Below are 16,228 nucleotides of genomic sequence, written 5' to 3'. Positions count from 1 at the left end.
CAACTCCCCTGGTCTTTCCCGAGCAGCTAAAGTGACTACCCAATCCTTTCATTCTAACCCACTGCGCCAGTGGTTAACTCGCTTTTCCCTATCCCTAGGCTTGAGTCTAGTATCTACATTCAGTGCAATTCCTGCCCTAGGAGCAGAGCGAATTACTTTCTTTGTTTCTCCCTTTGGACAATTTAATATTGGGATTGAAGACTTGGAAGTTTTTGCTAAAGATGGCACAATGACCAGGCAATTTGCCTATTATGCCAACTTTGCTACACCAATACAATTAGCAACACTGCGGATTCTACTAAACAGTCGATTTAATATTTCTCCCAGATATGTTTATTTGTTCACTCGCTTACCGGTGGGCAAAACCTTACTGCGCCGATTGGGGAATGTAATAAAAGCAGATTTCAATCGCAATGGTTTCTATCCCTTACGGGGTGCTTTAATTTCGGCAGCCTCTGATCCAGAAGGCTTGAGCGTTATTAATGTATTGCGTAAATTTTCCCTAGAAACTATTTACCTGGATGTGGAACTAATTTCTGATGTTACTGATGAGATATCACGGCTATTTGTGGTAAATGATGTTGTATTTGGTGCCATTAAAAATCAGGCACAAATACAGGGAGAAGGATCAACATCGTTTGATTTATCAGCACAAGCAGATCTCAGGAATCCTGGAGGAATAGGTTGGCGTAAAGAAAGCTTTGAGGTTTATAATTCTGAGCGTCAAGCTTCGTTTCCCGTTGATATTTATCTACCTAGGTCTTCAAACCAAGGAGGGATAGCAGGCTCGATTCCAACTCTGGTTATTTCCCATGGTTTGGCTTCAGACCGCAATACCTTTGCCTATCTAGCACAACATTTAGCATCTTACGGTTTTGCAGTTGCGGTCCCGGAGCACATTGGTACTAGTTCCGAACGCATTAATCAAATCTTTGCTGGCTTCGCAACTCCCCTCAATCCTACTGCGATCATCCATCGTCCTTTGGATGTAAAGTATTTGTTAGATGAACTTTCGGCTAAAGCTAATTCTGACCCGAGTAAGTTTGGCAGGCTTAATCTAGAAGAGGTGGGAGTAATTGGTCAATCCTTCGGAGGCTATACTGTTCTTGCTCTAGGAGGGGCGAAACTCAATTTTGAACAGCTTACTAGTGACTGCGATACTGCTCGACAGAACAATTTATCCTTAGATGTATCCCTGCTACTCCAGTGTCGAGGTACTCAACTATCCCCAGAAGACTATAACTTGGGAGACGAACGGGTAAAAGCGGTGATTGCTGTTAATCCGCTGAGCAACCCGATTTTTGGTGAAGCCGGGATGTCACAAATTCAGGTTCCGGTCATGATGGTGTCAAGTATCAGAGACATCTTTGCGCCACCTGTAGAACAACAAATTACCCCCTTCAGCTGGCTAACTACCCCAGAAAAATATCTAGTGGTGACAGAAGGAGGTACTCACTTTTCCTACCTGGGTGGGGCAGGAGAGGGTGTCTTACCGGTTCCACCTGAATTGATTGGGCCAGATCCTGCTATCGCTCGTCCTTACCTGATGGCACTTAGTACCGCTTTTTTCAAAACCTATATTGCTAAACAACCTGAATATGCTTCCTATCTCAGTGAGTCCTATGTCAAAGAGATTAGTCAAGACCCATTGAATCTGTTTCTGCTCAAGTCTTTCTAATTCCGATACTTTTTGGCTACTAAAGTCTACTAGATAGACCTTAGCCCACCAATGCAAGCTGCTCTCGCAGCCAGGGTGTATCTACCAAAGCTCTTAGGAATATCCCGCGAGCGCCATTGATGTCGCGATCCATTATTAGGCCATCAATCTTTGACTTAATAGCCTTGCTCCCACCAATGTTTACCATTTCTCCCGTCCAGCTCACAGTCTTGGAGGTATAGGCTTCACAGACATCTACTACTGTTTTTCCAGTTTCGGAGGCTTTATGTTTCAAAAACTCCTTGAATCTAAAGTGAGAAAATGTCAGCAAGTTCCGCACTGTCTTTGATCTGATCCTCCTTTTTCCTTTTTTAGACATTTCAGACGTCTCAAAAGTTGGAAGTAGGATCACATCAAAGCTATCTACCAAGAACCTAGCAGCTTTGTGATGGAGTTCGTTCACTAGGTTTTGAATCCTAATAACAATTCGCCTAGCCGCTTTTCTCATTCGTCGTTTTTGATTCCTCTTGGTCTTACTTATTTTTGAAAGTAAGTTATCAAGATGAGAGCAAAGTCGCTGAATGCGAGAAAAGTCTCCGTGCCCAATTTTGCCTATAGAATTCTCACTAAAAAACGTTAAGAATGTTCTAACACCGGGGTCTATCGCTACCACTCTACCTTGGTTTTCGGCATTTTTTTGAGTAGTCTGATGAGGAACCGTCAAGTGATAATCCCCATTGTTACTGGTCAATCTACAGTCGCCCCTGTTGTCAGGCAACGCCTCAGAAAAAGTCAAGCCTCCTAGCTTTGTATGGTAAATGCCTTTTTCTGAGACTGCTGACTTAGGGATGTAGCAAGACTGGACAGGATTTTTTCTAGATCTAAATCTAACTCGATTGATTTGTCCAGTCTTTTTGTACTTTTTCTTGGCCTCCCTCACGGCGGTGCAAGCATCCTTTATCGCTATCGATTTAATTTGATAAGGCACTTCCTTGCACCACTCGGGAAGGTCGTTTAATATTCCAGTCTTGATGGCTTTCCAGTTAGCCTTTACTTCCCCATCTTGAAGTATTTTAACGGTCTTGTTGAAAACGTAACGAGAAACTCCAAACCACTTACGAACTAAATAACGCTGCTCAGCACTTAGGAATATCCGAATCTTTCTTGATTTTTGCCCCGTACTTTCTGAGTCCGTGGACGCGACAAGAGAAGACGTGAATGATTCAGAGAATATCTGCGGTAAGTTCGGATTCTGGACAACTTTCAGGTTGGTCGAGAACCAAGATCTTTCCACCGTTGAGTTCTGCCAAGTATTCAAACAGTTCAAAACCGAATCTGGTAAGTCTGTCTCTACAGGCAACAACAATCGTGAGCTGACATCCCTGCATAAGTCGTTCCAGTATGGCTCTAAGACCTTTTCGTTTGTAGTTGAGTCCTGAGCCGATGTCTTTGATGACTTCTGCCTCTGGGAAGAGCGAGTGCATGTACGCGACTTGCCTGGCGAGGTCGTCAAATTGTTTGCTACTACTGACTCGGCAGTAACAGATTGTGACTGGTTCAGGGGCTTGTCGTTTTCCCAAAGTGGCAAGACTAACTGTATCGAACAGTCGATATCCGCTTGGCGTTCGCTCACATTTGATAGTTCCATTGTCCGCGTACTTTCGCAATGTGGTTTGAGAGAGTCCCGTAAGTTCGACCGCCTTACGGAGTGGTACTAATGTCATCTCACTACTCTAACAAATTCTTTGGGACTTTGATAGACTTTATGATACTTTATATAACTGTACCCTAACCCCCTATCTCCCGACTCCCGTTCCCCTCCTGGGAGGGGTTAGGGGTGGGTTCCGACTCCCCTACATATCACAAATTTTCCTTAATTCTGTTTCCTCTTCATGAGTGAGTAGGTAATCATCGAGCCATTTACAACTCTGTGCCACTAAATCATCTAGATCGAAATTCCATAAAATTACAGTGTTGTCTGCACTAGCAGAAGCGATGGTCTTGCCATCTGGGCTAAAGGCCACGCTATTGACCCAATCCCTATGTCCGGTGAGGGTGTGCAGTTCTTTGCCTTGGAGATTCCATAGTTTCACCGTCTTGTCCCAACTAGCAGAAGCGATAGTCTTGCCATCTGGGCTAAAGACCACGCTATTGACCCAATCCCTATGTCCGGTGAGGGTGTGCAGTTCTTTGCCTTGGAGATTCCACAGTTTCACGGTGTTGTCCCTACTAGCAGAAGCGATAGTCTGGCCATCATCGCTAAAGACGAGGCTAGTGACAAGTGCGCTATGGCCTTTGAGGGTGTGCAGTTCTTTGCCTTGGTGATTCCACAGTTTCACGGTGTTGTCCCAACTAGCAGAAGCGATAGTCTGGCCGTCTGGGCTAAAGGCCACGCTATAGACAGGTGCGTTATGGCCATTGAGGGTGTGCAGGAGTTTGCCTTCTCGATTCCAGAGTTTCACGGTGTTGTCCCAACTAGCAGTAGCGATAGTTTGGCCATCTCGGCTAAAGGCCACGCTATAGACAGGTGCGCTATGACCTTTGAGGGTGTGCAGGTATTCGCGTTTGAGATTCCACAGTTTCACCGTGTTGTCATCACTAGCAGTAGCGATAGTCTGGCCATCATAGCTAAAGACGACGCTATTCACCCAATCGCTATGTCCGGTGAGGGTGTGCAGGAGTTTGCCTTGTAGATTCCATAGTTTCACCGTCTTGTCCCAACTAGCAGTAGCAATAGTCTGGCCATCTCGGCTAAAGGCGACGCTAGTGACATCTGCGCTATGGCCTTTGAGGGTGTGCAGTTCTTTGCCTTCGAGAGTCCACAGTTTCACGGTGTTGTCATCACTAGCAGAAGCGATAGTCTGGCCATCATAGCTAAAGACGACGCTATTGACAGGTGCGCTATTATGTCCGGTGAGGGTGTGCAGTTCTTTGCCTTGGAGATTCCAGAGTTTCACGGTGTTGTCATCACTAGCAGAAGCGATAGTCATGCCATCTCGGCTAAAGGTAACGCTAATCACAGGTGCGCTATGTCCGGTGAGGGTGTGGAGGGTTTTGCCTTGGAGATTCCACAGTTTCACGGTGTTGTCCCTACTAGCAGAAGCGATAGTCATGCCATCTCGGCTAAAGGTAACGCTAATCACAGGTGCGCTATGTCCGGTGAGGGTGTGTATTTCTTTGCCTTCGTAATTCCAAAGTTTCACGGTCTTGTCCCAACTAGCAGAAGCGATAGTCATGCCATCTCGGCTAAAGGTAACGCTAATCACAGGTGCGCTATGTCCAGTGAGGGTGTACAGTTCTTTGCCTTGGAGATTCCAGAGTTTCACGGTGTTGTCATCACTAGCAGAAGCGATAGTCTGGCCATCTCGGCTAAAGGCCACGCTATAGACATGTGCGCTATTATGTCCGGTGAGGGTGTGCAGTTCTTTGCCTTGGAGATTCCACAGTTTCACGGTGTTGTCCAAACTAGCAGTAGCGATAGTCTGGCCATCTGGACTAAAAGTGAGGCTAGTGACAGGTTCGTTATGTCCACTGAGGGTCTGCAGTTCTTTGCCTTGGAGATTCCACAGTTTCACGGTGTTGTCCAAACTAGCAGTAGCGATAGTCTGGCCATCATAGCTAAAGACGACGCTAGTGACATCTGCGCTATGGCCTTTGAGGGTGTGCAGTTCTTTGCCTTGGAGATTCCAGAGTTTCACGGTTTTGTCACTACTAGCAGAAGCGATAGTTTGGCTGTCTGGGCTAAAGGTCACGCTAGTGACAGTATCAGTATGTTTATCCAGGCTATTATACTGGTTGACTCCATAGAGGGATTGCTGCAACTTAGCGATCGCCTGTATTGTAGTATCACCTTTTACCCTTTTTGCCTTTTGGAGTTTTCCTACTGCCGTTAAACTTTCTTTTAGAGCATCAAAGGGTTGCTTTGAAACAAAAAGAGTTTCTGAAAGTTGACTAAGGGCTTCAATTTCACTTCTGGTTGCCTTTCTCGCCTGTTTAGTTGAAACAACTGTCCCCAATACCAACACACCAATAAACGCTCCCGCTACTAACCGGCGGTTACGGGTCATTTGCTTGTGCTTATGACGGCTTACCTGAATATACTCCTCGGCTAGCCCATTCAACATCCCCAACTTGCCATGCTCGTTCAAATACTCCTGGGCTTCTACTAACTTCCCCCCAAGCAACAGTACACCGGCATCATCACGCTTCTTACCCTTCTGCTGCCATTCTTCTGCCGCCGCTTCCAGCTTGCGTTCCACTACCATCCCTTCTGTGTAACTCTGCTTCCACTCCAGCAACCTTCCCCAGTGGCGAATCAAGGCTTCATGAACTACATCCAAAACCACATCCTGGGAATTTTCTTGATGGCTTCTAGTAATCAAGCGGTTCTCTGAACTGGCTAAGGTCTGGCTAACAGCATCGAGCAGTTCTAAACTGTGGTGAGAATTGACTAACTCCCCCAGGCTTACTCGTCTACGGGTATCGAGAGTATCTCCGACTTGAGTTAATTCCAAGAACAAACGCCTAGCCACACTTTGTTCTTCCGCTGAGAGACTATCAAATACCTGATTGGCTCTCTTTTCGAGAGTTCCCTCAATTCCCCCTAACTGTTGATAGGTTTCTAACCGTAAAAACCTTTCCTGCTGCTGTCTTGACTGTTTCCATAATTCCGTCAGAGTATATTGGAGCAGGGGCAGGCTGCCTGGATAATCTTCCACATCGTTAATCAGTTGCTGTTTTAATCTGCCCTCAATCCCTAATCCTACTAATTCAGCTGGTTTAGCGATCGCTTCTTCAATTTCCTGACGGTTCAAGTGGTCTACATTGATTAATGGTTTATTGATCTTCTCTACTAATTGAGGATACTCTCGCAACCGCCCCCGAAAGTCAGAGCGCATGGCAATTAACACAATTAGATTGTCTTTGTTGTCTAATAATTCACTTAAACTGTTAAAGAATTCCAGCCGTTGGTCAGGTTGACCCATAGTGAAGCACTCTTCAAACTGGTCAATAATCATGACCACCGGTTCAGAAGTCGCTACTAGAGTAAGACTAGAATTGTCTCCCTTGTTGTCTAAAAGCTTTCCCAACTCCTGCACCTCCTGTAACCTTTGCTTTGGTGCAACACCTGGAGTGAAAGGTTCTAGATAATGCCAGCGATCGCTTCCAGCAATTGCCTGACCTAACTTCAGCTGATACAATAAACCCGCCCTGAGTAAGGAAGACTTGCCACTGCCGGAAGCCCCTAACACTACCAGCAGACGGTCTTTAGTTTTAACTCGCTCAATTAACTGCTGGGTCAACTGAGAACGACCGTGAAACACCAGAGCATCCTCTGGTAATGCGGTAAAATAAGACAGAGACCGGTAGGGGCATTTATCCTGAAAGCTCAGTTTCGGAAACTGGGTAGTCAGTAGAATGGCTTGTTTTGAGTTAGCGATTAAAGGACGTTGTCCAGTCCTTGACATCCGCTGCTCAATAAACAAGGCCAAATTATGACTATTTACAATACCATCCGGGTGATTTTCCGGATTCAACCCTGCCAGTAACGCCTTGGTAAATACTCCTTGTTCATGGCTAATCTCTACTCCCGGTTCATAGGAACGAGTGGCAGTAATCAAGCAGTAAGCTTTATCAGTTGGGATAAATGGGAGCAAGCTTAGTAACTCGCCACTGTAGCAACAATCTAACCAAATCACTACCTGTTTGACTGGGCTAGTTGCGATTTGCTGACCTAATTCCCGCAGAGGATAGCCATAAATTCCCACATCAGGAAAGGCATCACTAGTGACTAAGAAAACGTCTTGTTGTCCATCCACCTCTTGTCTACAGCCATGGCCTGAAAAGAAGAATAGGGCGGTTTCTGGGGGTTGGTTGGGAGGTGGAGGATTAAACAGATTAGCGACTGCTTCCCTTAATTCCTCTAATTTTACCAGTCCTGTGCTGGATACTCCCCCTGCTCCTTTTTGGGTCAACCCAAGGGGTAAGTCCTGAATCCGAAACGGTTCATAGCCATACTGCTCTAATCGTTGAGCGACATTTGCCCCATCTAATGCAGCAACAGTCAGGTCGTTAAAGTTGGTGTATTCTGGATAACGGTTAATGCCAACGATTAGGGCTTCCCATTCCGGTGTCATTGGAGCGAGGCTGTGAAATTTTTACTAGGGTAACATAGCCTATGGCAGTTCTCAATTGGGTCAGATACTTACGCCCTTGGGGTTAATGGCAGCAGTCACTGACCATGCTTACTCTCTGGCAAAAGAGAATCCATAATAGAGTGACAAGTTTTTGGTCAGGATGAGCCACACTATGAAGGAACCTACCAACCTCACAGAACAAATCAAGGTTAAGGTAGAAGATGACCGCACAGGTATGTCGGTGGAAACCCTTAAGCGAGCCTTTGCTGACAATCTTTATTATATCCAGGGTAAAAATCAGTTTTTGGCTACACCCTACGATTACTATATGGCTCTGGCTTATACGGTAAGAGACCGGCTACTCCAGCGGTGGATTAAAACCTTAGAAACCTATACTAGAAAAAATACTAAGACTGTATATTACCTGTCAGCAGAATTTTTGATGGGTCGCCAGCTCACTAACAATTTGCTCAATTTGGGAATATATGATCGGCTCAGCCAAGCTCTCCACGAATCTGGGCTGGAGCTAGATGACCTGAAAATGCTGGAAGCTGAGCCTGGTTTAGGAAATGGAGGTTTAGGACGCTTGGCTGCTTGTTTCCTGGACTCCTTGGCAACTTTAGAAATTCCTGCTGTTGGGTATGGGATCCGTTATGAATTCGGCATCTTTGACCAGCGGATCATTGATGGTGCTCAAGTTGAACGTCCTGACAAGTGGCTACGGTTCGGCAACCCTTGGGAAATCAGACGCCCAGAATTAACAGTTGAGGTGAATTTCGGGGGTAAGACAGAATCCTACAAGGATGAGGGAGGTCGCTATCGGGTACGTTGGATTCCCGAGTGGCAGGTTTTGGGTACTCCCTACGATATACCAGTGCCTGGTTACAAGAAAAATACCGTCAATACCCTGCGTTTGTGGCGTGCTGGTGCCAGTGAAGAATTTGATTTTGAGGTGTTCGACAGCGGTGATTATGCTGGCTCTGTGACTGAGAAGATCTATTCCGAGAATATCTCGAAAGTTCTCTATCCCAATGATAACACTTCCCAAGGGAAGCAACTACGGCTGGAGCAGCAGTATTTCTTTGTTAGCTGTTCTCTTCAGGACATTATTAATAATTATCGACGAACTAATCGTAATTTCGACCTGTTCCATGAGAAAATTGCGATTCAGCTGAATGATACTCACCCATCGATTGGGGTGGCGGAGCTGATGCGGTTGTTCTTGGATAAGTACAAATTGAGCTGGAATCGAGCTTGGTATATTACTAAGAACACTTTTGGCTATACTAATCATACTTTGCTAGCAGAGGCTTTGGAACGCTGGCCAGTTAGCCTATTTGAGAGACTCTTACCAAGGCAGTTAGAGATTATCTATGAAATCAACCGTCGCTTCTTGGATCATGTGCGTCTGAAGTATCCAGGTGATAATGACCGGCTCAGACGAATGTCCTTGATTGACGAGGAACCTGAGAAGTCTTTGCGGATGGCTCATTTAGCCTGCGTAGGTAGCCATGCTATTAATGGGGTGGCGGCACTGCACACGGAATTGCTGAAGAAGGATGTGCTGCGAGATTTCTATGAATTGTGGCCAAATAAGTTTATTAATATGACCAATGGGGTCACACCCCGTCGGTGGCTATTGCTGAGTAATCCTCAACTGTCGGAACTGATTACTGAGAAAATTGGAGAGGGTTGGGTTACTGATCTAGACCAGCTCAAACAGTTAGAGCAGTTTGTTAATGATGCTGAGTTTTGCGTACGCTGGCGCAAGATTAAACAGCTGCACAAGAAAAACCTGGCAGATTATATTCTGCTGCACAACAATATTAAGGTTGATCCTAATTCCCTGTTTGATGTCCAAGTCAAGCGGATTCACGAGTACAAGCGTCAGTTGTTGAATGTACTCCATATCATTACTCTCTACAACCAGATCAAGGAGAATCCCTCGATCGATATCTTGCCCCGAACCTTTATTTTCGCTGGCAAAGCAGCACCGGGTTACTACTTGGCTAAACTGGTGATTAAGTTGATCAACTCGGTAGCAGAGGTGATCAATGATGACCCTGATGTAAGCGATCGCATAAAGGTAGTTTTCTTAGAAGGCTTCTCGGTTTCCCTCGGAGAGCAGGTTTACCCAGCAGCGGACCTTTCAGAGCAAATCTCCACTGCTGGCAAGGAAGCCTCTGGGACTGGCAATATGAAATTTGCCATGAATGGAGCGTTAACGATTGGTACCTTGGATGGTGCTAATATTGAAATCCGAGAAGAAGCAGGAGCAGACAACTTTTTCCTGTTTGGTCTAACTACTGAGGAAGTATACGCTCTCAAGGCTGGGGGATATAACCCACAAGAATACTATAACAACAATAAACAGCTCAAGCAGGTAATCGATCAGATTGGCTCTAGGTACTTCTATCCCCGTAATCCCGACCTGTTTAAGCCACTTGTGGATTCCCTACTGTACGGCGATGAGTACCTGCTTTTGGCAGACTACCAGTCCTATGTGAATACCCAGAAGCAAGTAAGCCAAGCCTATCGGGATCAGAATCACTGGACTCGGATGTCGATTATTAATGCGGCGAATATGGGCAAATTCTCTTCAGACCGCACGATTCGGGAGTATTGTCAGGAAATCTGGAATGTTGAGCCGATTTCAGTTGACCTAGACGAGTACGACCAGAACTCTGCTGGGTTGAAGCGAGTAAATAATTTACATTAACCTCAACAGTAACTATAGCAGTTCCCTTAATCAGGGAGTCGGGAGTCGGGAAGTGTGGCAAGTGTGGCAAGTGTGGCAAGTGTGGGGAGATGGGGAGATGGGAAGATGGTAAAGATTTTTATAGGGTTTCCTATACTTACGAGGTACATTCAATTTTATTACCCCTACTCCCTGTTTCCTTTGCTATAGTACTTTCTTGATAGTATAGCAGTCGCCAGGGCAGTTAGGACATGACAAAAGTCTCACACCCTTTGTAAGCGCAAGAGTTTGACTTCTGACAAATGACTTCTGACTTTTGACTTCTGCTATAGTTTCTTGATCACGTTTGGTGATATCCACTTTCAACGTGGGTATTATCTTAGTAGGAACTTATAGCAGTTTTCATAGTAATGAGGTACACAGGATTTTTTGCCTATTCCCTATTCCCTATTCCCTATTCCCTATTCTCCCCAGAAATAAAATGAAATTACCGACTTTTTTAATTATAGGTGTGCAGAAGGCAGGAACAACTTCTATTTATAACTACTTAACCCAACACCCTCAAGTTTATATGAGTCCGGTTAAGGAAACCAATTTTTTGGAGAAAGATTGGGAAACGTTACCTCCAGACATCATAACTCCTAACAAAAATCGAATTGATACCTTTGAAAAATATTGTCAACTTTTCCAAGACGTTAAGGATGAAATAGCGATTGGGGAAGCATCCCCTAATTATTTGTTTCATTATCAATCATCTTGTGAGCTAATATCGCGTTATTTGCCCGATGTTAAACTGATTGCTATTCTCCGAAATCCCATAGACCGAGCTTATTCGGATTATTTAATGCATGTTCGGGAAGCGACGGATGTAGCGGGTAAGGTTCAGCCTTTAGCGGAACAGCTTAAGTTTCGCTCTCAGGGGTCGTTTACCCTAAAAAAAGGACTCTACTCCTCTCAATTGAGTCATTTTTTTGAAACGTTTAATCGAGATAAAATAAAAGTTTATCTGTACGATGATTTATGTAAAAATCCCGTGGCTTTGATCCAGGATATGTATCGGTTCATTGGAGTAGATGAAACGTTTATCCCGGATGTATCGAAAAAAGCGCAAGTGGCTCAAGTTCCTAAACTAAAATTGGTTAATGATCTGTTGCGGAAACAAAATCCCTTCAGAACTATGATAGCTTCTGGACTAAAGTTCATCCTGCCAGTGGAGGTGAGGCAAACTGTTCGTTCAGCGCTAATCAACATGAACTCAACTGATAAGAAAAAAGCTGCTCTTTCTAAAGAGGAACGGCAACAGTTGCTGGAATTTTATCGTGATGATATCCTCAAACTCCAAGATTTGATTCAACGAGACCTTTCGTTTTGGTTAACTATTTGATTGCCTACACCAAGATAGAATGGGCGATACTGGGTTCGAACCAGTGACCTCTTCCGTGTGAAGGAAGCGCGCTACCACTGTGCTAATCGCCCATAGTTTTCTAGTCACTAGCTTTACAGTATACCACAAATTACGGTCACGTGACAAGTGGAGTTTGCCTGAAAAGCTGATTTTTATGATATCCCTTGATGCTGAATCAGTGAACTGTGGATCAAGCTAGATATCAAGCTAGATATAAAATCTTAAAACTACACTATAGCATTTTAATACCACCAATTGAAGAGTTGACAAACACAATCGAGTAATGTTATCTTATCGCAAGAGTTTTAATGGTTAGACCCCCATAAACATTCAACTCCAAGCAACCATTAAAATTTCAGACCTTAGTTAACCCTGACGGATGTAGCCCTGACAAACTATTTAAAGATGAGTCAGTTAGTAGTCTTAAAACTGGGAAATGGTAATTGTCAGGAAGGTTTTCCTACTGTTATAGCTCAACTTTGGGAAAGGGATCATCGTACTCTGATGCAGTTTACTGGAGGTTTGCCTGCTGCACCAGAACTGCCTAAACTCTACAAACGCTGGCAATTAATGTATGCAGCACTCTACGGAGGCTTCAGGTGCGATCGCCGTCTGGAAATTCATAACGTTAGTATCACTAATGTTTCAGAAGCTGAGTTTAGGAATCTGTCTCAACAGTTAGAAGAGCAAATTAATACCTGGCTCAATGCTGAAGAATTTCGCAACATTGAACGGCGAGTGCGAACTAAACTAATTCCGTCTGAGGAAATTAGCGTGATTATCGAGGCGGAAGATGACCAAGTGCGACGATTTCCTTGGCATTTGTGGCGTTTATTTGAAGATTACCCCCTGACAGAAGTGGCGTTGAGTAGCCAAGAGTATGAGCCAGTCACGACGCCAGATCGAGAGTCAACGGGTCAAGTTAGGGTATTAGGAATTTTAGGAAATAGTGAAGGGATTGAGGTTGAAAAAGACCGGGCTTTACTTGAGCAGTTACCGGAGGCGGAAACGGTTTTTCTGGTGCAGCCACAACGCCAAGAGCTTAACCACCAGCTTTGGGATAAACAGGGATGGGATATCCTGTTTTTTGCAGGACATAGCAAGAGTGCGGCGGATGCTAAAACTGGTTACATAAGTATTAATCAAACTGATAGGTTAACGATTTCCCAGTTAAAGCATGGTCTGGGAGCAGCTATTACCCGTGGTTTGAGACTGGCAATTTTCAATTCTTGCGATGGCTTGGGATTAGCACGGGAATTGGCTGATTTACATATTCCTCAGTTGATTGTGATGCGGGAGCCGGTACCAGATCCAGTGGCACAGGAGTTTTTGAAGTACTTTTTAACCGCATTTGCTGGTGGAAAATCCTTATATTTGGCAGTGCGGGAAGCTAGGGAACGGTTGCAAGGCTGGGAAGATAACTATCCTGGTGCTAGCTGGTTACCAGTGATTTGCCAAAATCCAGCTGTTGTTGCGCCGACTTGGCAACAGTTGCGCGATCGCAATCAATTGGCTTCTGTTTCAGGTAGCTCTAGTCAGGCTCATGGGTCACAAACCTCTTCAGAGGTTCAAAAGATGATGCGATCGGCTGTAGTAGAGGGTGAAGGTTCATTACCCAGTACCTCCCTTACTCCTTCAGACCAAAAGACTAAGACCTTTTTGCGATCGCATAACAGATCCTACAGACCTTGGCATTTTTGTCTGATTCGGTCACTATGGTGCGATCGCGTTTTGTTACTCAAGGCTAGTGTATTCGCCATGGCTTTGGTGATGGGATTGCGGTGGTTGGGACTATTGGAAGGGCTTGAACTAAAAGCTTTTGACCAACTGATGGGACAACGACCCTATGAAATGGGGGACGAACGTCTGTTGATTGTTAAGGCTACTCCAGAGGATATTAAAAATCAGGAACAGCAACCCAAGCATAGGGCATCGTTATCAGACCATACTCTTACTCGGCTATTTGAGAAACTCCAGGAGTATGAACCAGTAACGATTGGCTTAGATATCTATCGTGATTTTCCGGTGGATCCAGCTTACCCTAAACTAGCAACTTACCTGGGACAAAAGAATTTATTTGGTATCTGTAAAGTTAAAGATGCTAAGGCTGGGGACACCGAAGGGATTTCTCCACCCCTGGAAATTCGGCCAGATCGGATTGGTTTTAGTGATGCTTTACCTGACCAGGGGGGAATCCTCCGTCGCCATCTGTTATCTCTGAACTCACCAGACCTCACGGATAAGTGTACTGCTAAGAATAACCTTAGCTTGTTACTAGCCCTATACTATCTACATGCTAAGGGTATCCCATGGGGCTACACATCAAATCAGCAATTATGGATTGATCGGCCACATTTGGGTAACGGTAAAACTGTTGTGCTGAAGGAATTAAATTCCTATACCGGTGGCTACCACAGAGTGGATGCAGCAGGTAGACAAATCTTGCTAAATTACCGTTCCCGTCGTTCTGTTGAAGATATTGCACCAACAGTCGATGTTGGCGATATTCTCAATGATAAGATTCCGCCCCAGCGCAGGTCCCAACTGAAGGGTCGGATTATTCTTGTTGGTATAGCCGGTCCAATTAATACCAGTAGTGATTACTGGCTCACCCCTTACAGTGCCAGTCAGCGCCTGAGCCAGAAGCGAACACCAGGAGTGGTGATTCAAGGACATATGGTAAGTCAAATCCTGAGTGCGGTTCTGGATAATCGACCCTTGTTGTGGGTTTGGTCAGAATCAACAGAAGTGCTGTGGATTTGGGGTTGGTCTGTGGTAGGAAGTGTAATTGGTTTAGTAATGGGATTCCGCTCAGGCCAGGCTAGGGGTATGCATTGCCTAAGTGGCTTGGTAATCCCGACGGGAGTGGCACTTGGTGCTTTGTATGGCATTTGTTATCTGTTGATTTTGCAAGGGGGTTGGATACCGCTGGTGCCTTCAGCAATGGTATTGGTGCTTACTTCGGTGGGTATGGTTTTGGTAGTACGTTATACAGCATGTTCCAATCAGATGTGAAACTAGGATTGATGCAAAAAGGGAACTTCTCAGACCCAGTCAGCATCTTCCTTGGCAAAAGCATCGGAGTTGACAATGGTTAAAATTAAACTGCTTTATGGGATTGCGTTTGCTCTGGCGACTCTCACCAGCTACCCAGCACAAGCGCAATTGATGGAATCCACTGGCAATAGGGCTGAATCTATAGCAGTAGAGTTTAAACAGCCAGATTATTCAGGTGATGCGCCGAGCGGACGTAGGCGAGGTACAGGTAATCGTGGATATTGTCCTATGGCTGTTTCTGAAACGGGAGGAAACCTTACGATGACACCTGTGATCGATAAAGATAGTAGGGGATTGACAGTTAATGAGTCTCCGACTATCTGGGTTAATGTTTCCTATCAATCTGAAAGTTTTGAGAGGGGGCTTTCTGGGGAATTTTCCTTGCAGGATTCAAAAACTAACACCAAGCTTGCTCCAAAATATTTACCTGTTACTTTGCCAAGTCGGTCTGGTGTGTTTAGCATACCTCTTCCCTACTCCTTAGAGGTTGGTAAGTGGTATCGCTGGCATTTGATCCTTGATTGTAATTCTCCAGATTCGTTTTACGATGACTCGGTTTTGTTTATTAGAGGACTCTTGAAACGGGTTGAATTGCCAAAGTTTAAGTATGAGTTAGATACAAAAAACTCACAGCAGAAGCTAATGACAGTTTATGCTGAAAATGGCATTTGGTATGATGCCTTGAATCAAGCAGCTAAACTTCGTTGTAGTAATCCACAAAATGCTACGTTTGCTGAGGCTTGGTCCCGATTGTTGAAAGCGGTTGAATTGGAAGAAATTGGCCAGGCAAGCTTGATCTGTCGGGAGTAGTTTAGTTTAAATTCACAACAGCTTAGGCGATCACTTTAAAGTCAGAAATCGTCTCAATCCATACCCGTGCTCCACACTTTAGGGGATCATCTGGGCGATACATGACCCGACAGGGGCCATTGACTTCTACGGTATGACCGTAAGTGTTTTTAGATCCGCGTTTTACCGTAATCACGGGATTGCGTTCGCCGGTGTTGTGATTTTGGCGAATCACTTTTTGATTAACGTGGATGACAGCCTTAGTGTAATTTGTGCGCTTTGACCAATTCCGCTTTGGTCCGCGAGTACCAGGAGTGACCACTGGCATGCCATCAAATAAGGGAATTACCCAAGTTCTACCGACCTTATAAGCTCCTTTGACTCTGCCCTTGCTCAACAGGAAACGGACGCGAGTGGCAGAGACACCTAGTAATTCAGCGGCTTGTGCGGTAGAAATCATCATGGCGGAAAAACCATTGTGTTTA

Annotated in this window: 10 protein-coding genes and 1 tRNA gene; 5 read left to right on the top strand and 6 right to left on the bottom strand. The window is 45.0% G+C overall.

The genetic code is table 11. From position 1 onward, the window contains the following. Positions 1–1,678, top strand: a 1,678-nt coding sequence (locus tag LYNGBM3L_RS06730) for an alpha/beta hydrolase (protein WP_324293455.1), incomplete at its 5' end; no start/stop codon positions are given. Between the two features lie 40 nt (positions 1,679–1,718). On the opposite strand, the gene LYNGBM3L_RS06725 is transcribed toward LYNGBM3L_RS06730, so the two are convergent. From LYNGBM3L_RS06725 to LYNGBM3L_RS34700, 3 genes are all read right to left on the bottom strand, one after another. Beyond that, complete coding sequence (locus LYNGBM3L_RS06725) at positions 1,719–2,951, bottom strand: RNA-guided endonuclease InsQ/TnpB family protein (RefSeq protein ID WP_071986815.1); 1,233 nt, start codon at positions 2,949–2,951, stop codon at positions 1,719–1,721. Next, positions 2,881–3,381 carry an IS607 family transposase gene (locus LYNGBM3L_RS36020; RefSeq protein WP_071986814.1) on the bottom strand — a complete coding sequence of 167 codons (501 nt, stop codon included), beginning with the start codon at positions 3,379–3,381 and terminating at the stop codon, positions 2,881–2,883. The genes LYNGBM3L_RS06725 and LYNGBM3L_RS36020 overlap by 71 nt, the downstream gene beginning before the upstream one ends. Before the next feature lie 129 nt (positions 3,382–3,510). Continuing rightward, entirely contained in the window at positions 3,511–7,794 is a 4,284-nt protein-coding gene (locus LYNGBM3L_RS34700; protein ID WP_008180655.1) for an nSTAND1 domain-containing NTPase, read from the bottom strand. A gap of 172 nt (positions 7,795–7,966) precedes the next feature. Here LYNGBM3L_RS34700 and LYNGBM3L_RS06715 point away from each other — a divergent pair, with 172 nt between their 5' ends. Next, a complete protein-coding gene (locus LYNGBM3L_RS06715; RefSeq protein ID WP_008180653.1) occupies positions 7,967–10,513 on the top strand; it encodes a glycogen/starch/alpha-glucan phosphorylase in 2,547 nt (848 codons plus the stop codon). Positions 10,514–10,539: 26 nt separating this feature from the next. Here LYNGBM3L_RS06715 and LYNGBM3L_RS48435 read toward each other — a convergent pair whose 3' ends face one another. Further along, positions 10,540–10,662: a hypothetical protein gene (locus LYNGBM3L_RS48435; protein ID WP_267871996.1), complete on the bottom strand. Its 123-nt coding sequence runs from the start codon at positions 10,660–10,662 to the stop codon at positions 10,540–10,542. Between the two features lie 311 nt (positions 10,663–10,973). Between LYNGBM3L_RS48435 and LYNGBM3L_RS06710 the strand changes: the two genes are divergently transcribed. Then, on the top strand, positions 10,974–11,876 hold the full coding sequence (locus LYNGBM3L_RS06710; RefSeq protein ID WP_008180651.1) for a sulfotransferase family protein: 903 nt from the start codon (positions 10,974–10,976) through the stop codon (positions 11,874–11,876). Between the two features lie 20 nt (positions 11,877–11,896). Here LYNGBM3L_RS06710 and LYNGBM3L_RS06705 read toward each other — a convergent pair. Further along, positions 11,897–11,968, bottom strand: a tRNA-Val gene (locus tag LYNGBM3L_RS06705). A 334-nt stretch (positions 11,969–12,302) separates the two neighbouring features. Here LYNGBM3L_RS06705 and LYNGBM3L_RS06700 point away from each other — a divergent pair. Beyond that, entirely contained in the window at positions 12,303–14,912 is a 2,610-nt protein-coding gene (locus LYNGBM3L_RS06700; RefSeq protein ID WP_008180650.1) for a CHASE2 domain-containing protein, read from the top strand. Between the two features lie 75 nt (positions 14,913–14,987). Next, complete coding sequence (locus LYNGBM3L_RS06695) at positions 14,988–15,764, top strand: DUF928 domain-containing protein (RefSeq protein WP_008180646.1); 777 nt, start codon at positions 14,988–14,990, stop codon at positions 15,762–15,764. A 22-nt stretch (positions 15,765–15,786) separates the two neighbouring features. On the opposite strand, the gene LYNGBM3L_RS06690 is transcribed toward LYNGBM3L_RS06695, so the two are convergent. Further along, entirely contained in the window at positions 15,787–16,206 is a 420-nt protein-coding gene (locus LYNGBM3L_RS06690) for a helix-turn-helix domain-containing protein (protein WP_044492426.1), read from the bottom strand. Positions 16,207–16,228: the final 22 nt, after the last annotated feature.

This window comes from Moorena producens 3L (genome assembly GCF_000211815.1).
Classification (GTDB): Bacteria; Cyanobacteriota; Cyanobacteriia; order Cyanobacteriales; family Coleofasciculaceae; genus Moorena; species Moorena producens.
The sequence above is the reverse complement of the archived record's forward strand: the minus strand, read 5'-3'. Positions and strand labels throughout refer to the sequence as shown.